Origin of the sequence: Methylobacterium sp. 391_Methyba4 (assembly GCF_029691625.1) — a bacterium.
Classification (GTDB): domain Bacteria; phylum Pseudomonadota; class Alphaproteobacteria; order Rhizobiales; family Beijerinckiaceae; genus Methylobacterium; species Methylobacterium fujisawaense.
This window is the reverse complement of sequence record NZ_CP121475.1, coordinates 1918899-1941698: the sequence shown is the minus strand read 5'-3', so window position 1 is coordinate 1941698 and position 22800 is coordinate 1918899. Positions and strand designations below refer to the sequence as shown.

The 22800-nt window shown below is 72.5% G+C and carries 21 protein-coding genes and 2 riboswitches; of the genes, 14 read left to right on the top strand and 7 right to left on the bottom strand.

The features are described 5' to 3' along the window. The first annotated feature begins 88 nt into the window (after positions 1 to 88). The gene (locus tag P9K36_RS09150; RefSeq protein WP_043345382.1) at positions 89 to 562 is read left to right on the top strand and encodes a DoxX family membrane protein; all 474 of its coding nucleotides are present in this window, start codon (positions 89 to 91) and stop codon (positions 560 to 562) included. Between the two features lie 22 nt (positions 563 to 584). On the opposite strand, the gene P9K36_RS09145 is transcribed toward P9K36_RS09150, so the two are convergent. From P9K36_RS09145 to P9K36_RS09135, 3 genes are all read right to left on the bottom strand, one after another. Then, positions 585 to 1190 carry a glutathione S-transferase gene (locus tag P9K36_RS09145; protein ID WP_043345385.1) on the bottom strand — a complete coding sequence of 202 codons (606 nt, stop codon included), beginning with the start codon at positions 1188 to 1190 and terminating at the stop codon, positions 585 to 587. 96 nt (positions 1191 to 1286) lie between these two features. Continuing rightward, a complete protein-coding gene (locus tag P9K36_RS09140) occupies positions 1287 to 1544 on the bottom strand; it encodes a hypothetical protein (protein ID WP_043345387.1) in 258 nt (85 codons plus the stop codon). A gap of 191 nt (positions 1545 to 1735) precedes the next feature. Then, positions 1736 to 2071: a hypothetical protein gene (locus P9K36_RS09135; RefSeq protein ID WP_043345389.1), complete on the bottom strand. Its 336-nt coding sequence runs from the start codon at positions 2069 to 2071 to the stop codon at positions 1736 to 1738. Positions 2072 to 2239: 168 nt separating this feature from the next. Next, positions 2240 to 2342, top strand: a riboswitch (glycine riboswitch). Between the two features lie 3 nt (positions 2343 to 2345). Continuing rightward, positions 2346 to 2454: riboswitch (glycine riboswitch) on the top strand. 65 nt (positions 2455 to 2519) lie between these two features. Here P9K36_RS09135 and P9K36_RS09130 point away from each other — a divergent pair. The 7 genes from P9K36_RS09130 (at position 2520) to P9K36_RS09100 (ending at position 11294) form a co-directional block, all read left to right on the top strand. Then, positions 2520 to 3782 (top strand): D-amino acid dehydrogenase, encoded by a 1263-nt coding sequence (locus tag P9K36_RS09130; protein ID WP_043385940.1) that lies wholly within the window; start codon positions 2520 to 2522, stop codon positions 3780 to 3782. Positions 3783 to 3953: 171 nt separating this feature from the next. Further along, positions 3954 to 5093, top strand: a complete 1140-nt coding sequence (locus P9K36_RS09125) for a threonine synthase (protein WP_043756705.1) — start codon at positions 3954 to 3956, stop codon at positions 5091 to 5093. 59 nt (positions 5094 to 5152) lie between these two features. Continuing rightward, a complete protein-coding gene (locus P9K36_RS09120; RefSeq protein WP_075380028.1) occupies positions 5153 to 6274 on the top strand; it encodes a DSD1 family PLP-dependent enzyme in 1122 nt (373 codons plus the stop codon). Between the two features lie 141 nt (positions 6275 to 6415). After that, positions 6416 to 7354: an ornithine cyclodeaminase family protein gene (locus P9K36_RS09115; protein ID WP_278306920.1), complete on the top strand. Its 939-nt coding sequence runs from the start codon at positions 6416 to 6418 to the stop codon at positions 7352 to 7354. Positions 7355 to 7401: 47 nt separating this feature from the next. Then, complete coding sequence (gene cobF, locus P9K36_RS09110) at positions 7402 to 8190, top strand: precorrin-6A synthase (deacetylating) (RefSeq protein WP_043345401.1); 789 nt, start codon at positions 7402 to 7404, stop codon at positions 8188 to 8190. A 9-nt stretch (positions 8191 to 8199) separates the two neighbouring features. Further along, positions 8200 to 9906 (top strand): DEAD/DEAH box helicase, encoded by a 1707-nt coding sequence (locus P9K36_RS09105; RefSeq protein ID WP_075380027.1) that lies wholly within the window; start codon positions 8200 to 8202, stop codon positions 9904 to 9906. A gap of 938 nt (positions 9907 to 10844) precedes the next feature. After that, positions 10845 to 11294, top strand: coding sequence for a BA14K family protein (locus P9K36_RS09100; protein ID WP_075380026.1), 450 nt, complete (start codon positions 10845 to 10847; stop codon positions 11292 to 11294). A 69-nt stretch (positions 11295 to 11363) separates the two neighbouring features. Here P9K36_RS09100 and P9K36_RS09095 read toward each other — a convergent pair whose 3' ends face one another. The 3 genes from P9K36_RS09095 to P9K36_RS09085 form a co-directional block, all read right to left on the bottom strand. Continuing rightward, complete coding sequence (locus P9K36_RS09095; protein ID WP_236961471.1) at positions 11364 to 11639, bottom strand: CsbD family protein; 276 nt, start codon at positions 11637 to 11639, stop codon at positions 11364 to 11366. Positions 11640 to 11947: 308 nt separating this feature from the next. Further along, positions 11948 to 13066 carry a hypothetical protein gene (locus tag P9K36_RS09090; RefSeq protein ID WP_083683397.1) on the bottom strand — a complete coding sequence of 373 codons (1119 nt, stop codon included), beginning with the start codon at positions 13064 to 13066 and terminating at the stop codon, positions 11948 to 11950. 128 nt (positions 13067 to 13194) lie between these two features. Beyond that, complete coding sequence (locus P9K36_RS09085) at positions 13195 to 14439, bottom strand: histidine kinase dimerization/phosphoacceptor domain -containing protein (RefSeq protein WP_043345408.1); 1245 nt, start codon at positions 14437 to 14439, stop codon at positions 13195 to 13197. Positions 14440 to 14596: 157 nt separating this feature from the next. Here P9K36_RS09085 and P9K36_RS09080 point away from each other — a divergent pair, with 157 nt between their 5' ends. The 6 genes from P9K36_RS09080 to P9K36_RS09055 all read left to right on the top strand — a co-directional run bounded on the left by P9K36_RS09080 (position 14597) and on the right by P9K36_RS09055 (position 20166). Further along, the gene (locus P9K36_RS09080) at positions 14597 to 14860 is read left to right on the top strand and encodes a hypothetical protein (protein ID WP_043756689.1); all 264 of its coding nucleotides are present in this window, start codon (positions 14597 to 14599) and stop codon (positions 14858 to 14860) included. Between the two features lie 100 nt (positions 14861 to 14960). Beyond that, a complete protein-coding gene (locus tag P9K36_RS09075; RefSeq protein ID WP_043385962.1) occupies positions 14961 to 15191 on the top strand; it encodes a DUF2945 domain-containing protein in 231 nt (76 codons plus the stop codon). A 116-nt stretch (positions 15192 to 15307) separates the two neighbouring features. Next, a complete protein-coding gene (locus tag P9K36_RS09070; RefSeq protein WP_043345413.1) occupies positions 15308 to 15799 on the top strand; it encodes a (2Fe-2S)-binding protein in 492 nt (163 codons plus the stop codon). After that, a complete protein-coding gene (locus P9K36_RS09065; RefSeq protein ID WP_043756687.1) occupies positions 15796 to 16839 on the top strand; it encodes a xanthine dehydrogenase family protein subunit M in 1044 nt (347 codons plus the stop codon). Before P9K36_RS09070 ends, P9K36_RS09065 begins: the two co-directional genes overlap by 4 nt. 10 nt (positions 16840 to 16849) lie before the next feature. Then, positions 16850 to 19114, top strand: coding sequence for a xanthine dehydrogenase family protein molybdopterin-binding subunit (locus tag P9K36_RS09060; RefSeq protein ID WP_278306919.1), 2265 nt, complete (start codon positions 16850 to 16852; stop codon positions 19112 to 19114). Positions 19115 to 19230: 116 nt separating this feature from the next. Continuing rightward, positions 19231 to 20166 carry a dihydrodipicolinate synthase family protein gene (locus P9K36_RS09055; protein WP_043345416.1) on the top strand — a complete coding sequence of 312 codons (936 nt, stop codon included), beginning with the start codon at positions 19231 to 19233 and terminating at the stop codon, positions 20164 to 20166. A 94-nt stretch (positions 20167 to 20260) separates the two neighbouring features. Here the strand turns inward: P9K36_RS09055 and P9K36_RS09050 are convergent, their stop codons facing one another. Then, positions 20261 to 22687, bottom strand: coding sequence for a membrane-bound PQQ-dependent dehydrogenase, glucose/quinate/shikimate family (locus P9K36_RS09050; protein ID WP_043761080.1), 2427 nt, complete (start codon positions 22685 to 22687; stop codon positions 20261 to 20263). Positions 22688 to 22800: the final 113 nt, after the last annotated feature.

Below are 22800 nucleotides of genomic sequence, written 5' to 3'. Positions count from 1 at the left end.
CGCGCGAAACCTTTGCGCCGCTCGCGGCTTGGATCAGCGCCTTGGATCGGCGGCCCGAACCGGGCCGGATCGGGAGACCGTTCAGCGCATGGCCAGCCTCAGCGTCGCAATCGCGTTCAGCGTCCGCCTGCTCCTCGTGCTGCTGTTCCTGCCGTTCAGCGCCCTCGACAAGATCCTGAACTTCCGGGGCGCGGTCGGGCAGGCGCGGGAGGCCGTGCATGCCACGGCGCCCGCAACGGTGCTGATCCTGATCGGGCTCGGCGTCGAGATCGGGATGTCGCTCTGCATCCTGACCGGGGTCGCCGACCGGGCCGCCGCCTTCGTGCTCGCCGGCTATTGCGGGGTGACGGCGCTGCTGTGGAAGCAGTTCTGGGTGCCGGGGGATTTCTGGGCGGGGGGCAAGGGCCGCGCGCTGTTCTGGGATTTTTTAAAGAACTTCGCCCTGGCGGGCGGCTTCCTGCTCATCACCTTCGGCACGGGCGCCGGGACGGTCCAGGACTTCCTCGCCGATCCCCTCGGCTCGACCCATCCCTACGCGATCGCGGACCGGGCCCGGCCGTAGCGGGGCCCGGCGCAGCGGGAGCTCAGCCCTTCGGCACGGTGGCCGCCATGGAGGGCCGGCGCTCGAACTGCGCGTACCAGGCCGCGACCGCCGGACGGCCCTCCCGCCACGCGAGATCGGGAAAGCGCAGGTCCAGGTAGCCGAGCCCGCAGGCCATCGCGACCGTGCCGATATCCAGTGCCGGCATCCCGCCGACCAGGCTCTCGAACCGGTCCAGCGCCGCGCGGATCTTGCCGATCTGGCCGGCCTCCCAGGCGTCCCAGCGCTGGGGCTCGGGGCGGAGCACGCGCTCGTAGCGGGCGAGCAGCGCGGCATCGAGCAGCCCGTCGGCCAGCGCCTGCCGGGTCAGCGCGTCCCAGCGGGCGGCGCCTTCGGGGAACAGGCGCGGCCCGGACGAGAGGCCGTCGAGATACTCGCAGATCACCCGGCTGTCGTAGAGGGCGGTGCCGTCCTCCAGGACCAGGGCGGGAATCTTGCCCAGCGGATTGTGGGCGGCGACCTCCGCGGAGGGCCCGGTCGGCGAGGCCCCGGCGACGGTGACGGCGATCCGGTCGATCAGTCCCGTCTCGTGGGCGAGGACCAGCACCTTGCGGGCATAGGGCGAGGCGGGGGAGTAGAGGAGCTTCATCGGACCGTCCCGGTTGGTCTTAGGCGCCGTGGTCGCGGCGCCGGGACCTTGCACCGATGCCGCGGGGAATCCAGCCCCCGGCGCCCCGCCGGAGGCTCAGACCTTCCGGGTCATCCTGGAGCCGGCATGGACCACCCGGCTCCGGCTCCGGCTCGGGCTCGGGCGTCGCGCCCGCATCCGCGAGCGCCAGACGAGGATGGCGCTCGCCACCCGATCGAGGGCGAGCATGCACAGGCTGCCGACGATGGCCAGCACGCAGGCAGCCCCGATCAGGACGCCCCAGATCCCGGGAGCCGGGATGATCATCAGGCACAGGAGGCCGAAGACGGCCGCGCCAGGAATCCATTTCGCCATCGCGCCGTCCGCCTGAACAAGAAGGGTGTCGCTCGGGCGGAACCTGCGCCGAGACCCTTAAAGAGTGCTGGATCAACTGATGTTCAGGCCTGATATTTTATCTTCAGGCTATTATAATATGTCAGTATAGGTTTATATGCGGTAAACTTGCCGTTGCGTTCGAGCGGAGATTGACCTTCCGAGGCCGGGTCCTAATCCACCAGCGACATGGTGCGCCCGGTGCTGACCAGATGGTAGAAGCGGCCGTCGAACATCTCCATCACCGCCTCGGTGGCGGCGTGCGATTCCGGGCGGATCGGAGAGGCGAGGCAGGCATCCAGCGCCGCCTGATCGGGGAAGTCCATCTCCAGGATCATGGCGATCGGCCGCGCGTCGGCGTCCTTCGAGACCACGCGCTGGATCCGCACGGCGGTGACGCCCGGGAATCGCCGCCAGAACGGCTCCAGCTCGTCCCGGACCCGGCGGAAGAATTCCTCTTCCCGGGCGTCGCGCACCCTGCCCTCGTAGATCGCGGTCCTGGTCAGCATCGGGGTGTCTCCCGGAGAATCCAGCGTCAACCGGCGGCGGCCGGGATCGCTCCGGCGGAGAGCGTGGGTGGCGGTGACAACGCGCAGCGGCTGTCGGTGAAATCGGCCGCCGGCGGGACGGGCGGGCTTCTCCCCTGCGGCCGATCGGCGTATCCAGGGACAGCCCATCGTGACGATGCGGGAGAGACCGGGATCTTCCCAGCAGAGGGGACCCGGCGCCGACGGAGCAACCGCCCCGGAAACTCTCAGGCACCGGAACCGTGTCGTCAGGGCGATCTGGAGAGAGGTGCAGCGGGGGAACCCGTGGGCACCCGCCGAAGGGGACGTCCGTACTTCGCCGCGCCAGGGCGGGACGGATCAAGCTCTCAGGCACCGGGACAGATGGGGCGCGCAACCGGCCGACCGCTTGAGGCGGCCTCCACGCGTCCACGTCCCGGAGTCCAAGCCCATGACCCACATCGCCGTGATCGGCGCCGGCATCACCGGCGTGACGACCGCCTATGCGCTCGCCCAGCGCGGCTACCGCGTCACCGTCCTCGACCGGCAGCGCTACGCCGCCATGGAGACCTCCTTCGCCAATGGCGGCCAGCTCTCGGCCTGCAACGCCGAGGTCTGGAACAAGCTCTCCACCGTGATGCAGGGCCTGCGCTGGATGATGCGCCGGGACGCGCCGCTGCTGATGAATCCCAAGCCTTCCTGGCACAAGCTGTCCTGGATGGCCGCGTTCGTCCGCGAGATCGCCCATTACCGCGAGAACACCGTGGAGACCGTGCGGCTGGCCCTGAAGGCCCGGGAGGCGCTGTTCGCCATGGCCGAGGCCGAGGGGATCGACTTCGACCTGAAGACCCGCGGCATCCTGCATTTCTACCGGGACCGGGCGAGCTTCGAGAAGGCGACCGGAGTCAACGCCCTGCTGCGGGAGGGCGGCCTCGAGCGCTACGCCGTGACTCCGGAGGAGATCCGGGCGATCGAGCCGACGCTGGCCGGGACCTATCACGGGGGCTTCTTCACGCCCTCCGACGCCACCGGCGACATCCACAAGTTCACCCGGGGGCTCGCCTCCGCCTGCGCCCGCAGGGGCGTCCGCTTCGTCCAGGACGCCAGCGTCGAGACGATCGCGCCGGGGGAGGGGGGCTATGACATCGGCTGGCGCGCTGCGGGCCATCCTGCCGGGGACACGCAGGTCCTGCAGGCCGACGCGGTGGTGATCTGTGCGGGCTGCGCCAGCCGGCATTTCGCCGCGATGCTCGGCGACCGGGTCAACGTCTACCCGGTCAAGGGCTACTCGATCACCGTGAACCTGCTGACTCCGGAGGCCCAGAAGGCGGCCCCCGAGGTGAGCATCCTCGACGAGGCGGCCAAGATCGTGACGAGCCGGCTCGGCGACGAGCGCCTGCGGGTCGCCGGCACCGCCGAGTTCAACGGCTTCAACCGCGACATCCGCCACGACCGGATCCAGCCGCTGGTCGACTGGACCCGCGAGCAGTTCCCGCTGGTCGACACCGACCGGGTGGTGGCCTGGAGCGGCCTGCGCCCGATGCTGCCGAACATGCTGCCCAAGGTCGGTCGCGGCCGCCGGCCCGGGGTCTTCTACAACACCGGCCACGGCCATCTCGGCTGGACCCTCTCGGGGGCCACCGCCGAGATCGTCGCCGGGGCGATCGCCGCCGAGCACGCCCCGGAGCGGACGATCCTGCCGCTCGCGGCCTGAGAGGCCCGGGTTTCCAAAGGGCTTGAAGCCCTTTGGCGGGTTGTCGGGGCGGAGCCCTGACGAGGCGGGCCCCGCCCGCCTCGGCCCGGCGTCGTCTCCGCGAGAAGGGAGGCGCGCCGACCAAGATTATTTTGTATTATCTTCCCGAACCGCCCCGGAAACCGAGCCGCGATGCCTCCATCTGCCGCCTATCTCGACCCCGCCACCGGCGCGACCTACCCGATCGAGACGCCCCGCTGGCGCTCGGAGACGGGCGGTCCGCTGATGATCACGGACCTGCCGGGGATCGGACGCGGGGAGATCGACACGGCCAAGCGCTCCCTCTGGCGCTACGCCGCCGCCCTGCCGGTGGCGGTCTCCGACCCGGTCTCCCTCGGGGAGGGCTGCACCCCGCTGGTGCACCGGCCCTGGCGGGGCGGCCACGCCCATTTCAAGCTCGAATGGTTCGCGCCCTCGGGCAGCTTCAAGGACCGGGGCGCGTCCGTGATGCTGTCGATCCTGCGCCAGCAGGGGATCGCCGCGGTGCTGGAGGATTCCTCCGGCAACGGCGGCGCCGCGGTGGCGACCTACGCGGCCGCCGCCGGGATGCGGGCCAAGATCCTGGTCCCGGCCTCGACCTCGCCGGCCAAGACCGTGCAGATGCGCGCCGCCGGCGCCGCGGTCGAGCTGGTGCCCGGCACCCGCCAGGACACCGCCGACGCCGCCGTGCGGCAGGCGGAGGAGATCTTCTACGCCAGCCACAACTGGCAGGCCCATTTCCTCCAGGGCACCAAGACGCTGGCCTACGAGCTGTGGGAGGATCTGGGCTTCTCCGCGCCCGACGCCGTCATCATCCCCTGCGGCGCGGGCAGCAACATCCTCGGCTGCGACATCGGCTTCTCGGAGCTGCTGCGCCGGGGGGAGATCGCCCGCCTGCCGCGGCTCTACGCGGTCCAGCCGGCCCATTGCGCGCCGCTCCATGCCGGGTTCGCGGCGGGCGCCGACGATTTCGTGCCGGTGACCCCGCGCCCGACGCTGGCCGAGGGCGCCTCGATCGCCCAGCCGGTGCGCGGCCGCGAGGTCTTGGCGGCGCTCCGCCGGTCCGGCGGCGGCACCGTGGCGGTCTCCGAGGCGGCCATCGAGGCGGCCCTGATGGAGCTCGCCCGCACCGGCCTCTACGTCGAGCCGACCTGCGCCATGGCGGCGGCGGCGCTCTCCGACCTCACCGCAAGCGGCGCGATCCGGCCCGGGGAGACCTCCGTGGTGGTGCTCACCGGCACGGGCATCAAGGCGACGCCGCGCATCGCCGAGCTTCTGGGCCTCGCCCCGTGACCCAGGCCTGCTGACCAAGACATCCCGATCAAGACACCCCGATCCGGAGGAGACGGACCATGCGCAACAACATTCCCGCCTGCGTCGGCATGCCGGTCGAGGAGATCGACACCCCCTGCCTGATGGTCGATCTCGACGCCTTCGAGCGCAACGTCGACACGCTCGGCCGCTTCATGAAGGAGCACGGCCTGCGCCACCGGGCCCACGCCAAGACGCACAAATCCTCCGACATCGCGACTGTACAGATCGAGCGGGGCGGGGCCTGCGGCGTCTGCTGCCAGAAGGTCAGCGAGGCCGAGGCGCTGGTGAGCGCCGGCATCCGCGACGTGCTGGTCTCCAACCAGGTGGTGGCGCCGAAGAAGATCGAGCGCTTGGCGGCGCTCGCCAAACGGGCGCGGGTGCTGGTCTGCGTCGACGACCTCGGCAATGTCGACGACCTCTCGGCGGCGGCCGTCCAGTATGGCGTCACCCTCGAATGCCTCGTGGAGATCGATGTCGGCGCCGGCCGCTGCGGCGTCGCCCCGGGCGAGCCCGCCTTGGTGATCGCCAGGGCGATCGCGAAGGCGCCGGGCCTGCGCTTCGCGGGTCTGCAGGCCTATCAGGGCAAGGCGCAGCACGTGCGCGACTACGGCGAGCGCAAGGCCCTGATCCAGACGGCGATCGACGAGACCAGGCGCACCGTCGACCTTCTGAAGGCCGAGGGGCTCGCCTGCGATATCGTCGCGGGGGCCGGCACCGGCAGCTTCGCCCTGGAGGGCGGCAGCGGCGTCTACAACGAGCTGCAATGCGGCTCCTACGTCTTCATGGACGCGGACTACCAGCGGGTGAAGGACGCGGACGGCCGGCCGATCGCGGAATTCGAGAACAGCCTGTTCATCGTCACGGCGATCATGAGCAAGGCGAAGGCGGATGTGGCCATCTGCGATGCCGGCCTGAAGGCGCAGAGCATCGACAGCGGCCTGCCGGTGGTGTTCGGCCGCGACGACGTGGCGTACATCAAGTGCTCGGACGAGCACGGGGTGATCAGCGATCCCGGCAACGTGCTCAAGCTCAACGAGCGCCTGAAGCTGATCCCCGGCCATTGCGACCCGACGGTCAACGTCTACGACTGGTACGTGGGCGTGCGGAACGGCCGGGTCGAGGCCGTCTGGCCGGTCACCGCCCGCGGCATGACCCTGTAGGGGATTCCGAAGGGCTGAAGCCCTTCGGCGGGGTGTCGGGGCGGCGCCCCGACGCTCGGGCGTCCCCGACCGCAGGGCGCCGCCCTGCACCCGCGAAGGGCACGCCCTTTTGAAACCCGGACTCTGGAGGTCTTCGAATCCATGCGCTTCATCTCGGAAGAGGACTCCGCGGCCCTGGTCGACCACGCCATGGCGTTCGAGGCGGCTCGGGAGGCGCTGATCGCCGCGGTCGCCCCGGGCACCACCCTGTTCCCGGCGGTGCTCGGGCACGGCTCGGAGCCGACCAACCGGTTCTCGATCAAGTCGGGCTCGACGGCCGACTATGCCGGCCTGAAGGTCGGCTCGTTCTGGCCGGGCAATCCGGACCGGGGCCTGCCGCGGCACAATTCGGTGATCCTGCTGTTCGACCAAGATGTCGGCCGGGTCGACACGGTGATCGAGGCGGGCCGCGTCAATGCCTACCGGACCGCCGCCGCCGACGCGGTGGCGGCCAGCGTCCTCGCCCGGCCGGATTCGGCGGTGCTCGCCGTTTTCGGGGCGGGGAACCAGGCGGAGTTCGAGTGCGCGGCGCTCGCCCGGATCCTGCCGATCCGGACGGTGCTGGTGGTCGCCCGGGACGCCGCCAAGGTCGCGGGCTTCGCCGAGCGCCTGGCGGGGCAGGGGGCCTCGGGGATCGCCGTGCGGGCGGCCGCGCCCCGGGAGGCCTGCGCGGCCGCCGACGTGATCGTCACGGCGACGCCGGCCCGCGCGCCGCTGTTCGAGGCCGACTGGGTCCGCCCCGGCACGCATGTCGCCGCCATGGGGGCGGACGCGAAGGGCAAGCAGGAACTGCCCCCGGCCCTGCTGGAGCGGGCGCAGCTGTTCTGCGACCTGCCGGGGCAGTCGCGCACCATCGGGGAGTTCCAGCACGCCTCCGCGGGGGCTTCCGCCGGCCTGCGGGCCCTCGGCGACGTGCTCCGGACCGGGGAGGGGGGCCGGACCGATCCGGAGGCGATCACCGTGTTCGACTCCTCCGGCATCGCCCTGCAGGACCTGACCATCGCCCGGGCGATCCTCGCCAAAGCCGACGCGCGCTTGTAGGGGAGGCCGGCGCCGGCCCTCCCCCGCCCCGGCGGAGGACGGACGGCATGCAGGACAGGCAGATCCGGGTCATCGGCATCGGCACGGGCGACCCCGAGCACCTGACCCTCCAGGCGGTGCGGGCGCTTGCCGACGTCGACGCGGTGTTCGTCCTCGACAAGCGCGCCGAGACCGCCGACCTCGTCGAGATCCGCCGCCGGATCTGCGCGGCCCATATCGCCAAGCCCCATCGGGTCGTCACCGTGGAGGACCCGCCCCGGGAGCGCCGCCCGGCCGATTACGGCGGCACCGTCGCGGCCTGGCACGCGGCCCGGGCCGAGCGGCTGGAGGCGGCCTTCGCCGCGCATCTCCGGCCGGGGGAGGTGGGGGCGATCCTGGCCTGGGGGGACCCGGCCCTCTACGACAGCGTGCTCCGCATCCTCGACCGCATCGCCGACCGCGGGCGCGTCGCCGTCACCCGGACGGTGATCCCCGGCCTGACGAGCGTGCAGGTGCTCGCCGCCCGTCACGGCGTGCCGCTGAACGGCATCGGCGGGTCGGTGCTGATCACCACGGGCCGCCGCCTCGCGGCGGGCTGGCCGGCGGACGCCGAGAGCGTCGTGGTGATGCTCGACGGCGACCCGGCCTTCGGCCATCTCGACCCGGACCTGACGATCTACTGGGGCGCCTATCTCGGCGGCCCGGACGAGATCCTGCTCTCCGGCCGGCTGGGCGATACGGGCGACGCGATCCGCCGGGTCCGGGCGGAGGCCCGGGACCGCCACGGCTGGATCATGGACATCTACCTGCTGCGCCGTGACCGCGCCGCCACGGACAGGACCGGCAAACCCGCTTAGACCGCCGCCATGCTGCGCCTGCGGGACTATCAGCGCGCCAGCCTCGACGCGCTCTCGGCCGCCTGGGCGCGGGGAGGGGCGGACGACGCGGCGCCCGGCCACCTGATCGTGCTGCCCACCGGGGCCGGCAAGGCGCTGGTCATCGCGGCCCTCGCCCGGGAGACCCTGGAGCAAGACCCCCTCGCCCGGGTGGCGATCGTCACCCACAGCCGCGAACTCGTCGCCCAGAATTTCTCGGAACTGAGCCGCGCCTGGCCGGAGGCGCCGGCCGGGATCTTCTCCGCCGGGCTCGGGCGGCGGGAGGCCGACGCGCAGGTGCTGGTCTGCGGCATCCAGTCGGTGGCCGACCGGCTCGACGCGGTGGGGCCCCGCGACCTCGTGATCGTCGACGAGGCCCACCTGATCCCCCGCGCCGCCGACACCCGCTACGGCCGGTTCCTGGCGGGCCTGCGGGCGATGACCCCCGGGCTGCGGGTGGCGGGCTTCACCGCGACCCCCTACCGGCTCGATTCGGGCCGCCTCGACGCGGGCGAGCACCGGCTGTTCTCCGGCATCGCCTACGAGGCCGACACGTTCACGCTGATCCGGCGCGGCTTCCTGGCGCCCCTCGTCTCCAAGGCGACGCTGACCCAGCTCGACGTCTCCGGCGTCGGCCGGCGGGGAGGCGACTACATCCCGGGCGAGCTGGAGGCGGCGGTCAACCGCGACTGGATCACCCGCGCGGCGGTCGCCGAACTCGCGGAATACGGAGGTTCCCGCCGGGCCTGGCTCGCCTTCTGCGCCGGCCTCGCCCATGCGGACGCCGTCCGCGACGCCGTACGGGCGGAAGGGTATGCCTGCGAGAGCGTCTCGGGCGAGACCCCGCGCCGGGAGCGCGACCGGATCGTGGCGGCGTTCCGGGCCGGGCAGATCCGCTGCCTGACCTCGGTGGGCGTGCTCGGCACCGGCTTCAACGTCCCCGAGGTCGATCTGGTGGCGCTGCTGCGCCCGACCCGCAGCACCGGGCTCTACGTGCAGCAGGTCGGCCGGGCGCTGCGCTGCGCCCCCGGCAAGGCCGACGCGCTGATCCTCGATTATGCCGGGCTGGTGCGGATGCACGGTCCCGTGGACGCCGTGACGGTCCGGAGCGCCACCCAGGGCCTGAGCGGGGCAGGGGCCCCGCGCGCCAAGCCCTGCCCCGGCTGCGGCGCCCTGATCGCGCTGAACGCCTCCACCTGCGAGGCCTGCTGGACCGAGCCGGAGGTGGACGCGGACGCCGAGGCCCCGCACGAGGCCGCGGCCGATGACGAGCTGGCGATCCTCTCGGCGGATCCCGGATTGCCGGATCCCGAACCGGCCGGCCCTGCCCCCGCGCCGGAGACCGGCGGGTCCGGGGCCGCCTGGCATCCGGTCACGACCCTGAACCTGGAAGCCGCGCCGGACGGACTCGACCTCGTGCTCGGCTGGCGGGACGGCGCCGCCGAGGCCGGCTGGCGCGTGCGCCTGCGGCCGGAGCGCAGCGGCTACGAGCGGGAGAAGGCGGTGTCCTGGTGGCGGGGTCTCGGCGGCGGGCGCGACGCGCCGATGACCGCCGCGGGCTTCCTGGAGGGCGCCGGGAGCCTGGCGCGGCCGGCCGCCGTCCGTGTCCGACCGGGCCGCGTATCGGAGCAGATCGAGTGTCGCACCCGCGAAGGCCGGATCCTGGGCGAGCGCCGGACGCCCGGTCCCGCCGGCTGACGCCGTCTCCGGATGATCGCTTCGCCGCCATCGGCGCGCCGCAACGGCCCCGACGGGTCCGGAGGCCGTCCGAGGGGCGGGACCGGGGAGGGCGCTCGAACGGCCCTCGCCCGGCGCGCCGTCCCGACACCGGTCCCGGTCGCGCCGCCGGCGCCGGCCACAGAGCCGGCCAGGATCCCGGTTACGAACCGGTCCGCTCGACACGCCGAACCTGAGTGCCAAACCGGGTCGGAAGCCGAGCCAAGCCCCCTCGCCCGAGCGAGGATGACGTTTATGTTCCATAATATATCTTATGCGAACTATGTATTTCACCAGAGCGAGGACCGGTCCCAGGCGGGCCGTGGAACAAAAAGCGGAATTTTGCGGAACATTTGAGAAACGGTGCCCGCGGCGGGTGCCAGTTCCGGCCACCGTCGCGCACCGGCCCCTGCGTTCCGTGCGTCTGACGACCGCCCTGAGGCCTGACCGGTCCGGCTTCAGAGCCGCACCGAGGCCGCGCACCGGCCAGCGGGACGGGCCGGGCGATCACCCGGGGAGGGCTGTTCGGGCCCCCTCCCCGCGGCACGATTGTCCGCCGCATCGCCGCGGGCGCCCGCGGTGCCGTGCGGTGCCATGCCGTCGACGGGATCGCCCGAGGTGCGCTAGTCCAAGCAGCCCGATGCCGGCTCCTGTATTCGCGCCCCCGGGCGATGGCCAGCTGCGCCGTGCCGAAAGACGAGGCTGATGCGGATCCCCGCACCGAACGCCAACGGCAGCGATGAGGGAGGCCAGACGCCGCGCCCGCGTCGCTCTTGTTCGTATCGGATTGTTTTAGACCCGTCCGGTGCGACAAAAATGATCTTTCTCACGACTGGAACGGTCCTGCGGATCCATTGTTACTGGGCTTCGTGAATGCCTGATGCGGGCATTTCCACCCCTCTGGAGAATGGAGAGAACCGATGAGGATCGTGACCGGCGTCGCCACTCTGGCCGTGCTGGCGGGTCTCGCTGCCCCCGTTCAGGCCGCATCCGGACAGGCGGTTGAGGCCCTCCGGGCCGGCGCCCTTCCCACCGCGTACGCTCAGTTCCGTGGCGGCTGGCACCATGCCGGTTGGGGAGGCTGGCACCGCGGCGGGTACGGCCGCTGGGGTTACGGCGACCGCCGCGGTCCCGGCGTGGGGGCGGCCGTGGGGGCCGGCCTGCTCGGCTTCACCGCCGGCGCGGTGATCGGCTCGGCGGCGGCCAACGCCGCGGCGCGGCCCGTGGCCGTCTACGGGGCGCCCGCACCCGTCTACGCCGCCCCGGTCGTCGTGCGCGGCTCGGCGTCCTGCGCCGCCCGCTACGCCTCCTACGACCCGGCCTCCGGGACCTACCTGGGCTATGACGGCCTGCGCCATCCCTGCCCGTAGGCTCCTCCCGCTTCTGCCCCGACGGGAGCGGGCCCCGGCCGCCCGGCGCGGCCGGGGCCCGCCGCATCCCTATTGGTCGAGGGCGTTCTCGCGGACGTCCTTGGCCCTGCCCCGCCCCTGCTCGGCCTGTCCACGGAGCTTCTGCGCACGGCCCTCCGCCTTGAGGGCCTCGTCCTCCGTCAGGTTGCCGACCCCGCGCTTCGCGCTTCCGATCGCCTCGTTGGTCAGGCCCTTGAGCCGATCGACCGCACCCGCCGTGGTCGGGGTGTCGTCGGCGCAGGCCGGGCCGGCGAGGGCGAGGGCGAGGACGCTGCCGCCCAGGGTCATCATCGATCTGCTGCGCATCCGGAATCTCCCGTTCTGTGCGAGGGAGCGCGATTTACGGGCGGGGCGCGCCCGGGCAATGGTGCAGCCGTATCGGATCGGCCGGAATCGAACCGGTATCCCGGGACCGGCTCCCTGCGCGGGCGGCCCGATCGTCTCCGATCCCCGCCCTCCTTCAAGGTCCGTCACGCCGCCCGCATCCAGGGCTCGGCCTCCGCCCCGGCGGCCACGCGCATCGGGCCGGAGGCTGGACCGACGACGCCACCTCGGCACACTCCTCCGCGCTCTGGGAAGCGAAAGCTGAGCCCGGATCCGGTGGGCCCGGCGGTCTATCGGAACCGCGGCCGCAGCCGTCCGAGGAGATCCTGGCCCGGAAACCGGAACGGCGGCATCCGCAGGTCCGGCGCGGGCTCATCCCCGGGGATCGGCCCCTCGGCGAAGCGCGCCCCGGCGGACCAGAATCCGTCCCGCCACGTGCCGATCATCCCGAGCCCGACGGGCTCCCGCGTCGCGTCGGGCCGCAGCCGACCCGCGGCCCAGACGCGCTGCCAGCACCGCCGCCGCGACAGGTCGGCGTCGCGCCAGCCCAGCCGCGCATAGCCGGCCGCCGCGAAGATGCGGTCCCCGGCAAACTCCTCCGGAATCCACACCCAGCTCGAGAACACGTGGACCGCATCGGCGCGAAAGCCGGCGGGATCCACCGCCCGGGTGTAGGCGCTGAGCGCCCTTGCCCGGTGCCGGCCGACATGCCGGCGCAGGCGGCCCGGCAGCGGCAGCGCCTCCGGGAAGGCGGCGGCGTCGAGGCGGCTCGGCGCCGCGCCGCGCTCCAGCGCGTAGGTGCTGTCCACGAGGTGCATCCAGGGTTCGAGGTCGACCTCCCAGGCCTGCTCCGCCGGCGCGAAGCGGCGGACCCGTCCCGCGATCAGGCGGTCGGCGACGCGCCGGGCCGGCTCGGGAGCCCAGTCCGGCCCGGCCTCGGTCACGCGCAGCAGCGTCGAGGGCCCATGCGCCCAGACCGCCTCGGCCAAGCGGGCGAAGTCGGCCTCAGGCTCGTCGCGGCCGACCTTGCGCACCAGGATCTTCGAGCCGTCGGCGAGGTCGTCCAGCATCTTGCGCTTGAGATGGGCCAGCCGGCCGTATTCCCGCTCCAGCAGCACCTCCGGCGCGATCGAGCCGGCCGGATGTCCGGTATTCGCCCAGATGTTGTAGGCCAGGCTGTGACAATAGTAGGTGCCGCCCGCGCTCACGGAGAGCCGCAGGTCGCCCGGCACGCCGAAATCCGCGAAGCCGCAGCGCAGGCCGCGGATCAGGTCCGCCATCGGCGTGTAGGAGAAGCGCAGCAGGCCGGAGGGCTCGACCCCCCCGTAGCGCTGCACGAAGCCGAACTCGCAATTGTCCCCGAGGCTCCGAAAGGCGTGGAGCCGTTCGGCGAGGGGCGCCCCCGTCATCCTGATCCCGGTCACTGCATCCGCTCTGTCTCGCGCTCAATCTCGCGCTCTGTCTCGCCGAGCCCGTCGCCCCCGGTCGCGACGGGGCAGGGCCCTTCTCCCGTCCCCGCCCCGGCCGGGCGCTGCGCTCAGCCGTCCAGCGGCACCTCCAGGCGGAAGCAGGCGCCCTTCCCCCGGGCCGGGATCGTCAGGCTGCCGCCGAGCTGGCGCGTGAGGCTGCCGACCACCCGCATGCCGAGGCTCTTCGAGTTGCGTCCGATCTCGAATTCCGCCGGCAGCCCGATCCCGTCATCGGCGACCTCGACCACGAGGCTCCCGGGCTGGCGCTCGGCGCGGATCCGGATCTCGCCGCCTCCCGGGTGCGTCTCGGGCGGATAGGCGTATTTGAGCGCGTTGGTGACGAGTTCGTTGACCAAGAGGCCGATGGGAATCGCCCGGTCGGCCGAGATCCGCTGCGGGCAGGCCGTGCAGGCGAGCCGCTGGCCCGGCACGCCGCTGGCGAGGTTGGCCACCAGCTTCTCCAGGAAGGGCGCGAGGTCGAGTTCGCCCGGGACCCCCTCCCCTTCGCCCGCCGCCTTGTCGCCGTCCTTGTCACCTTGCCGCCAGAGCTGGTCGTGGACGCTCGCGATCGCCTCGACGCGGCTGCGCGCATCCGCGAGGGCCATCTGCACGGCCGGGTCTTCGGCGGCCCGGGCCTGGAGGGCGAGCAGGCTCGCCACGATGGCGAGGCTGTTCTTGACCCGGTGGCTCATCTCGCGGGCGAGCAGGTCCTGCCGGGCGAGGGCGGCCCGCAGCAGGCTCTCGGTGCGCTGGCGCTCGATGGCGCCGCCGAGCAGGTTGGCGAAGCCCTGCATGAAGGCGATGTCGGCCTCCTCGAACATGCCCTCCCGGGTGTCGTCCACCTCCAGCACCCCGAAGGCGCCGTCCCGGTTCTCGATCAGCACGTTGATCGCCCGGCGGATGCCGTGATCGGCCATGAGCTGCGGCGTCCGGAACCGGGTCTCGTCGGCGAGGTGGTTCGAGATCACCGGCCGCCCGGTCTTGAGGGCGAAGCCCGCCGGGGAGGCGAGGTCCGCCCCGATCCGGGCCTGCCCGATCACGTCGGGCCCCCAGCCGACACCGGCCCGGACCAGCAGGGTGTCGGCGCCGCGCTGGTACTCCAGGGCCTTGCAGAACTCGGCGCCCATGCCCTGCGCGCACAGCTCCGCAGCCCGCTGCAGCAGGTGGTCGACATCGGTGCCGCGCAAAGCCTCGACGCCGAACTCGGACAGGATCGCCTGCTGGCGCAGGCGATAGTCGAGATCGGGGGGCGCGGGGGGGCGGGCCGCCTCGGGGCTGGGTTCCACTTCGGTCTGGTCGGTATGCGCTGTCATGGGAGCTGTGAGACTAGCAGGAAGGCGGGCCCGGCGCGAAGCGTCGCCGCTCGGACGGGCGCACCCGTCGTCGCACCCCGGCCGGGGTCCGGAGCCCCCGGCCCCGTCCGGCGTTCGCCCATCGGATACGACGCGCGGAGCGCAGGAGGCGCCAGGCATGGCCGACGACGTGAACGGACTCTCCGACAAGGCCCTCTCGATCTTCGCCTTCGCGGCCTATCACCGCCTCGTCAGCGGCGAAAAGGTCACCGCGGTGGTCCGCCGGGACGGCGCCGGCCACGAGGCCGATCCGGAGGGGGTCAAGGAGTTGGAGGGGCGCGGCCTCGTCACCGCCGGCGAGACCGACATCGACCTCGGCGAGACCGCGCAGGCGGCGGTCGAGACGATGGTCGCGGCCCTGCGCCGGGAGGTCGGCCGGTGAGCCGGGAACGGGTCGATCCGCCTGCGGCATTCCGGCCGTGGAAACCCGGGAACGCCCCTGCCCCGGGGCGCCTTTCCCCGCATCCACGATGGAGACGCACATGACCGCCAAGGCGAAGGTGAAGACCGGGGACGATGTCACCTACAAGTGGGGCCAGGGCACCGTCTCGGGCGAGGTGACCAAGGTCCACACCCAGGATGTCAAGAAGACCATCAAGGGCAACACGGTCAAGCGCGAGGCCTCGAAGGCGGAGCCGGCCCTGGAGATCAAGACCGCCAAGGGCAAGACGGTGCTGAAATCCGTCTCGGAGGTTAAGGTCAAGTCTGCATAAGCGCCCAACCTGTGCGTGCCGTGATCTTGCGCACATCGCTTTCTGCTTAAGGTCTCGCCGGGAGCGGGGCGGCGGCTATCTGTAACGGTTCCAGCCTTCGAAGCCGGGACCGCCGCATGACCATTCCCCTCAGGCTCACCCTGAACGGACAGCCGCGCGAGATCGCCCTCGACGATCCGCGCGTCACCCTCCTCGATCTCCTGCGCGAGCGCCTCGGCCTGACGGGCGCCAAGAAGGGCTGCGACCGCGGCCAGTGCGGCGCCTGCACGGTGCTGGTGGACGGGCGGCGCATCAACAGCTGCCTGACCCTCGCCGCGAGCCTCGACGGGGCCGAGGTGCTGACCATCGAGGGGCTCGCCGAGGGCGACCGGCTGCACCCCGTCCAGGCGGCCTTCATCGCCCATGACGGCTTCCAGTGCGGCTTCTGCACCCCCGGCCAGATCATGAGCGCGGTCGGCCTGATCCGCGAGGGCCACGCCGGTACCGATCCGGAGCGCATCCGCGAGGGCATGAGCGGCAATCTCTGCCGCTGCGGCGCCTACGCGGGCATCCTGGAGGCCGTAAAGGACGCGGCCGGCCAAGCGGAGCACCGGGAGGACGCGGCGTGAGGACCTTCGACTACATCCGCCCGGCGAGCGTGCCGGAGGCCGTGGCGGCCGGGCAGGTTCCGGGTACCGCCTTCCTCGCCGCCGGCACCAACCTCGTCGACCTGATGAAGGGCGGCGTCGCCACCCCGGAGCGGGTCGTCGACATCACCCGGCTCCCCGGCCTGTCGTCGATCGAGCGGCTGCCGGACGGCGCCACCCGAATCGGCACGCTGGTGCGCAACAGCGACCTCGCCCACGACGCGATGTTCGAAAAAACCTACCCGATGGTGGCCGAGGCCCTGCTGGCCGGCGCCTCGGCGCAATTGCGCAACGCCGCCACGGTCGGCGGCAACCTGATGCAGCGCACCCGCTGCCCCTTCTTCACCGACGCGGTCTCGCCCTGCAACAAGCGCGCGCCCGGCTCCGGCTGCGCGGCCCTGGGGCACGCCACCCGCATCCACGCGGTCCAGGGCTGGAGCGATCACTGCATCGCCACCCACCCGTCCGATTTCTGCGTGCCGCTCGCCGCCCTCGACGCGGTGGTGGAGATCGCCGGGCCGGACGGCGCCCGGGAGGTACCGCTCACCGCGTTCCACCACCTCCCCGGCGACCATCCGGAGCGGGAGACGGAGCTGCAGCCGGGCGAGTTGATCACCGGCCTGCGCCTGCCCCCCGAGGCGGCGTCGTTCCGGGGCCATGCCCGCTATCTCAAGGTCCGCGACCGCACATCCTACGCCTTCGCGGTGGTCTCGGCGGCGGCCGCCCTCACCCTGGAGGCCGGCGGCCGGATCGGGCAGGCCCGGCTCGCCCTGGGCGGGCTGGCGCTGAAGCCCTGGCGGGTGGCGGAGGCCGAGGCGGCGCTCTCCGGACAGGCACCCTCCCCCGAGGCCTTCGCGAAGGCCGCCGCCGCGGCGCTGGCCGGCGCCAAGCCCACCGGCGAGGCCAACGCCTTCAAGATCGAGCTCGCCCGCCGGGTGGCGATCCGCGCGCTGACCCAGGCCGCCGCCGGGACGCCCGCCCGGATCCCGGCGCTCCCCGCCTCCCCGTTCGGCATCGTCTGAGGAGACCCGCATGACCGCGACCTCCACGCCCGCCTCGAACCGCCCCGCAGGCGCGATCCGGCACGGCTCCAGCATCGGCCAGCCGCTGACCCGGCGCGACGGCCCCCTCAAGGTGACGGGCCAGGCCCGCTTCTCCGCCGACAACCTGCCCCCCGGGACCCTCCACGCGGCGCTCTGCGTCGCCCGGATCGCCCGCGGTCGCGTCACCGGCCTCGATGTGGCCGCCGCCGAGGCCCATCCCGGCGTCGTGGCGGTGATGCGGCCGGGGCACGCCCCGGCGCTCGCCAAGGATCCGGATGCCAAGGACGGGCCGTTCACCTTCCGCCTCGACCTCCTGCAGAACGACCGGGTCCGCTACGCCAACCAGCCCATCGCCGTGGTGATCGCCGAGACCCTGGAGGCGGCCACCGAAGGGGCCCGGCTGCTCGCCCCGACCTACGCGGCCGAGACCCCGCGGATCGGGCTCGATTCCGGCGAGGCCTTCACGCCGGATTCGGTCGGCGTCGGCGCGCCGCCGGTGGAGACCGACGGCGACGTCGAGGCCGGGCTCGCGGCCGCGTCGAAGACGATCGCCGCCACCTACGAGACGCCGGCCCAGTACCACAATGCCATGGAGCCCCACGCGGCGGTGGCCAGCTGGGACGGGGACCGGCTGACGCTCCTGATGCCGACCCAGGCGCTCGCCATGTCGCAGGCCCGGCTCGCCGGCCTGTTCGGCATCCGCCCCGAGGACATCCACATCGACAGCCCCTATCTCGGCGGCGGTTTCGGCTCGAAGGGCGTGCCGGCCGGGCCGCAGGTGCTCGCCTGCATGGCGGCCAAGCTCGTGGGCCGGCCGGTGAAGCTCGTGCCGACCCGGACCCAGATGTACGGTCCCATGGGCCATCGCGGGCCGACCCGGCAGACGATCCGGCTCGGCGCCGACGCCGCCGGCAAGCTCACGGCGCTGGACCACCACATCCGCACCGCCTCGTCGAGCTTCGACGATTTCTTCGAGCCGGCGGGCCGGGCGACCAGCACCCTCTACGCGAGCCCCGCCATCGCCATCCGGCACGAGGCGGTGCGCCTCGACACCGGCACGCCGCTGTTCATGCGCGCCCCCGGCGAGGCCACCGGCAGCGTCGCCCTGGAGAGCGCGCTGGACGAGATGGCCTTCGCGCTCGGCATGGACCCGCTGGAGTTCCGGCTCGCCAACTACGCCGAGGTCGAGCCGATCACCGGCAAGCTGTTCTCCTCGAAGGCCCTGCGGGACTGCTACCGGCGGGGCGCCGAGGCCTTCGGCTGGGCCGGGCGGCCGCTCCAGCCCCGCCAGACCCGCGACAGGGACGGGTTCCTGGTCGGCACCGGCATGGGCACCGCCACCTTCCCGGCGCTGATCTTCGAGGGGATGGCCCGGGCCGAGATCCGCGCCGACGGCACCGGCACGGTGGAGCTCGGGGCGATCGACATGGGCCAGGGATCCTGGACGGCGCTCGCCCAGATCGCCGCCGACGGGCTCGGGATTGGGATGGACGCCCTCACCTTCAGGATGGGCTCCTCGGACCTGCCGAATGCCGGGATCGCGGGTGGCTCCGGCCACACCGCCACCGCCGGCGGCGCGATCCACGCGGCCGCCGCCGACGTGATCCGGCAGCTCGCGGAGCTGGCCACCAACGACCCCGCCTCCCCGCTCTACGGCGCCGGCAATGCCGGCGTCACCGCGGCGGACGGGCGGCTCACCCGGCGCGACGATCCGGGCCGGGGCGAGTCCGTCACGGACATCCTCAAGCGGGCCGGCCGCGCCAGCATCGAGGGCCAGGGCAAGGCCGGGGCCGATCCGGCCGCGCAGGCGTCCTACGCCATGCACGCCCACGGCGCGGTCTTCGCCGAGGTGAAGGTCGATCCCGATCTCGGCCAGATCCGGGTGAGCCGCCTCACCGGCGCCTTCGCGGCGGGCCGGGTGATCAACCCGCGCCTCGTCCAGAGCCAGTATTACGGCGGGATGATCTGGGGCCTGTCCTTCGCCCTGCACGAGCGGGCCGAGATGGATCCGCGGACCGGCCGCTTCCTCAACGACAACCTCGCCGAGTACCACGTGCCGGTGAACGCCGACGTGCCCGCCATGGAGGCGATCCTGGTCCACGAGGACGACGCGGTGGTGAACGCGCTCGGCGTGAAGGGCGTCGGCGAGATCGGCATCACCGGCACGGTGGGGGCCATCGCCAACGCGGTCTGGCACGCCACCGGCGTTCGGGTGCGCGAGATGCCGATCACCCTGGACAAGCTGCTGGGCTGACCGAACGGCCTGACCGAAGGCCGATCCCGTCCCGGGTGCGTCGCAGCGCCCGGGATTTTTGAGTATGGGCATACCCACCGGCGGCCGGCGGTCGCCGCAGCAGCACGGAGACCGGTATGCCTCTCACCAGCGACATTCGCGGCGTCGTGCCGATCGCCCCGACGCCGTTCCATCCGGATGGCCGGATCGACGAGGTCTCCCTCGACCGGATGACCGATTTCTTCGGGGCTGCGGCCGTCGACGGCCTGACGATCCTCGGCCAGCTCGGTGAGGCCGGCAAGCTCGACCACGCGGAGGGCCTCGCGGTGGCCAAGCGCGTCCTCGGGCGCACCCGGCTGCCGGTCATCGTCGGCGTCACGGCGCCGGGCTTCGCGGCCATGCGGGCCCTCGCCCGGGAGGTGATGGGGCTGGGCGCCGCCGGCGTGATGATCGCGCCGCCCAACACGCTGCGCACCGACGACCAGGTGGTCGGCTATTACCGCACCGCCGCCGAGGCGATCGGGCCGGACGTGCCCTTCGTGCTGCAGGATTACCCCCTCACCTTCTCGGTCCAGATGACCCCGGGGGTGATCCGCCGGATCGTGTCGGAGAACCCCTCCTGCGTGATGCTCAAGCACGAGGACTGGCCCGGCCTGGAGAAGATCTCGGCGCTGCGCGGCTTCGAGCGCGACGGCTCCATGCGCCACATCTCCATCCTCGTGGGGAATGGCGGCCTGTTCCTCGATTTCGAGACCGAGCGCGGCGCCGACGGGGCCAATACCGGCTACGCCTTCCCGGAGATGCTGGTCGACGTGGTCCGCCTCGGCCGGGCCGGCGAGCGCGACGCCGCCCACGACCTGTTCGACGCCCACCTCCCCTATCTGCGCTACGAGCAGCAGCAGGGCCCGCTGGGGCTCGCGGTGCGGAAATACGTGTTCATGCGCCGGGGAATTTTTTCATCCGACGCCCAGCGCAAGCCGTCGCAGGCGCTCACCGCGCAGGCGAAGGCCGAGGTCGAGTACCTGCTGGCCCGCCTCGCCCGCATCGACGCGCGGGCGCGGCTCGCGGGCTAGAACGCCCCCTGCCCGGTCGGAGAGCCGGGCCCTCCGGCGCCATCCGTTCCGGCGCGAGGCCGGCGATCCCCGGGCTCGCGCCGCGGGCGCCGGCTCACGGGAGCCGGAAGGCGATGACCGAATCGCCCGGCGTGGTGCCGAGCGAGCCGTGCCCGCCCGCCGCGATCACCACGTATTGCCGGCCGTCCTTGCCGCGATAGGTCATCGGCGTGGCCTGACCGCCGGCCGGCAGCGTCATGGACCACAGGACCGCCCCGGTCTGCATGTCGTAGCCGCGGATACGGTCGTCGAGCGTGGCGGCCGTGAACGCGACGCCGCCGGCCGTGGCCAGGGTGCCGCCATGGGCCAGCATACCCATGGCGAACGGGATCGGGACCGCGACCCCGCCGATCTTCTGCCCGGCGACGGTGCCGTTGCGGTGCCTCCAGGCGGTTGTGCCGTCCGCGAGGTTCACGCCGACCCGCACGCCCCAGGGCGGCGCGTTGCACGGGACGCCGAGGGCCGAGCGCATGTGCGCGATGGACACCGCGTAGGGGCCGCCGAGATTCTCGTTGCCCGGGGCGGAATCCGGATCGGTGGTGATGAGGCGCCGGTCGGGCTCGTTCGCCGGGCGCGGGAGCAGGCGGTAGAGGTAGGGCAGGTATTGCGGCGTCGCGATCATCCAGTGATGGACCGGATCGACGGCCACCGAGCCCCAGTTGAACACCCCGATATTGCCGGGCCAGATGATCGCGCCGCCTGACGCCTGCGGCGGCGTGAACGGGTTGCCGTCGTAGCGGTTCGACCGGAAGGCGAGCCGGCACTGGATCTGGTCGAAGGGCGTGACGCCCCACATGTCGGCCTCCCTCAGCGGCGCCGGCGTGAAGCGGAGCGACGAGACCGGCTGGACCGGAGACGGCGCCTCTCCCGGGATGTCGGTCCGGGTCGAGACCGAGACCTCGGAGACCGGCCGGATCGGAGCGCCGGTGCGGCGGTCGAGGACCCAGACATTGCCGACCTTGGTGGGGATCAGGATCGCCGGCACCGTCCCGTCGCCCTGCGGCAGGGTCAGGAGGACCGGCTGGGACGGGTTATCGCGGTCCCACAGGTCGTGATACGTGGTCCGGAAGGCCCAGCGCAGCCTGCCGGTCTCCAGGTCGAGAGCCGCCAGGGCGTCGACGAGGGCCTCGTCCGCCTTCGACCGGGACACGCCGACCTGATCGGGCGCCCGGTTGCCGAACGGCACGTAGACGAGCCCCAGAGCCTCGTCGGCCGAAAACTGCGTCCAGGCCACCGCCGAGTTGGGCTCGTAGAGCGCACCGGGCTGCAGCGGTTCGGTCGCGTCGGGCTTGCCGGCGTCGAACTTCCAGACGATCGCGCCGGTGCGCACGTCGAAGGCGCGGATCACGCCCGACGGATTCTCCGCGTAGTAATTGTCGGCGATCGCGCTCCCGAGGACGACGAGGTTCCGGGTCACCAGCGGCGCCGAGGTCTGCTGATAGGCGGCACGCCGGAGGTTCGGCATCTGCGCCGTCAGATCGACGAACCCGTCCGCCCCGAAGGTCCGGCACGGGAGTCCGGTATCGGCATTCAGCGCGTAGAGCCGCGCATCGACCGAGGCGGCGATGATCCGGCGCGGGCATTCGGCGACCGCCGCCGCGACGGCGCCCGCCGTCGCCGGATCCGCCTCCGCCGGCGGCGCGTAGCCGGTCGAGTCGTTGTAGGACACGCCGCGACAGGTCTGGTGCTGGTACTGGCCGTCCCGCGCCATCTGCGGGTCGAAGGCCCAGACCAGCCGGCCGGTCTCGGGTTCCAGGGCCTGCACGATGTTGTGGGGCGTGCAGAGATAGAGCAGCCCGTTCACCTTGATCGGCGTGGCCTCGAAGGTGAATTCCTTCGAATCCGTCCGGCTGTCGCCGCGCAGGTCGCCCGTATGGTGCTCCCAGGCCACCGTGAGGCCCTGGACATTGCCCACGGTGATGTCCTCGAGGGCCGAGTAGCGCTGGCCGAGATTGGTGCCGCCATAGGCGACCCAGTCGTCGGCCGGATAGGGGACGCCGCTCGGATCGACGGCGGCCCTCGCCTCCGCGACCTTCGGCAGGATGCCGTGCGTCTCGACCGGATCGACGAACCAGGAAGCGGTGCTCGCGGCCGCGATGAGCAGGACGACGGCCCGGAGGGCGAGCGGGCCGTTTCCGAGGCTCGGCGCCCAGGCCCGTTCGGGCGCGTCCCGCAGGCGATGCACCACGACGGGCAGGCAGAGGACCAGGCCGAGGGCGAAGATCAGGGCGCCGCGCGGGATCCATTGCCATTTGTCGAGCCCGACCTCGACGATCGTCCAGATGAAGGACGCCGCCAGAATCAGGGCATAGATCCAGAGGCCGCTCTGGCGGCGCCGGGCCAGCTGGATGCCGGAGGCCAGCAAACCGACCCCCAGGGCGAGGTAGAACGACGATCCCCCCGCGAAGGCCAGCTTCGCCCCGAAGAATGCCAGGGCCAGGCCAAGCAGCGCGAGCGATAATGCGAGGGTTCCGAGTGCCACGGCGATCAACCTGATCCTTGAGCCAGCCGGCCATGACGGCGCCGGGGGGCGACCCCGCGGCGGAGCACCGTCTGTCCGACGGCTTATGCCGGTTGTGGCTGTCCCAAGGCTGG

Bases quoted from the DNA above. Each gene is read 5' to 3' on its own strand.
- P9K36_RS09150 (WP_043345382.1), top strand. From the start codon at position 89: ATGGCCAGCCTCAGCGTCGCAATCGCGTTCAGCGTCCGCCTGCTCCTC.
- P9K36_RS09145 (WP_043345385.1), bottom strand. From the start codon at position 1,190: ATGAAGCTCCTCTACTCCCCCGCCTCGCCCTATGCCCGCAAGGTGCTG.
- P9K36_RS09140 (WP_043345387.1), bottom strand. From the start codon at position 1,544: ATGGCGAAATGGATTCCTGGCGCGGCCGTCTTCGGCCTCCTGTGCCTG.
- P9K36_RS09135 (WP_043345389.1), bottom strand. From the start codon at position 2,071: ATGCTGACCAGGACCGCGATCTACGAGGGCAGGGTGCGCGACGCCCGG.
- P9K36_RS09130 (WP_043385940.1), top strand. From the start codon at position 2,520: ATGACCCACATCGCCGTGATCGGCGCCGGCATCACCGGCGTGACGACC.
- P9K36_RS09125 (WP_043756705.1), top strand. From the start codon at position 3,954: ATGCCTCCATCTGCCGCCTATCTCGACCCCGCCACCGGCGCGACCTAC.
- P9K36_RS09120 (WP_075380028.1), top strand. From the start codon at position 5,153: ATGCGCAACAACATTCCCGCCTGCGTCGGCATGCCGGTCGAGGAGATC.
- P9K36_RS09115 (WP_278306920.1), top strand. From the start codon at position 6,416: ATGCGCTTCATCTCGGAAGAGGACTCCGCGGCCCTGGTCGACCACGCC.
- cobF (WP_043345401.1), top strand. From the start codon at position 7,402: ATGCAGGACAGGCAGATCCGGGTCATCGGCATCGGCACGGGCGACCCC.
- P9K36_RS09105 (WP_075380027.1), top strand. From the start codon at position 8,200: ATGCTGCGCCTGCGGGACTATCAGCGCGCCAGCCTCGACGCGCTCTCG.
- P9K36_RS09100 (WP_075380026.1), top strand. From the start codon at position 10,845: ATGAGGATCGTGACCGGCGTCGCCACTCTGGCCGTGCTGGCGGGTCTC.
- P9K36_RS09095 (WP_236961471.1), bottom strand. From the start codon at position 11,639: ATGCGCAGCAGATCGATGATGACCCTGGGCGGCAGCGTCCTCGCCCTC.
- P9K36_RS09090 (WP_083683397.1), bottom strand. From the start codon at position 13,066: ATGACGGGGGCGCCCCTCGCCGAACGGCTCCACGCCTTTCGGAGCCTC.
- P9K36_RS09085 (WP_043345408.1), bottom strand. From the start codon at position 14,439: ATGACAGCGCATACCGACCAGACCGAAGTGGAACCCAGCCCCGAGGCG.
- P9K36_RS09080 (WP_043756689.1), top strand. From the start codon at position 14,597: ATGGCCGACGACGTGAACGGACTCTCCGACAAGGCCCTCTCGATCTTC.
- P9K36_RS09075 (WP_043385962.1), top strand. From the start codon at position 14,961: ATGACCGCCAAGGCGAAGGTGAAGACCGGGGACGATGTCACCTACAAG.
- P9K36_RS09070 (WP_043345413.1), top strand. From the start codon at position 15,308: ATGACCATTCCCCTCAGGCTCACCCTGAACGGACAGCCGCGCGAGATC.
- P9K36_RS09060 (WP_278306919.1), top strand. From the start codon at position 16,850: ATGACCGCGACCTCCACGCCCGCCTCGAACCGCCCCGCAGGCGCGATC.
- P9K36_RS09055 (WP_043345416.1), top strand. From the start codon at position 19,231: ATGCCTCTCACCAGCGACATTCGCGGCGTCGTGCCGATCGCCCCGACG.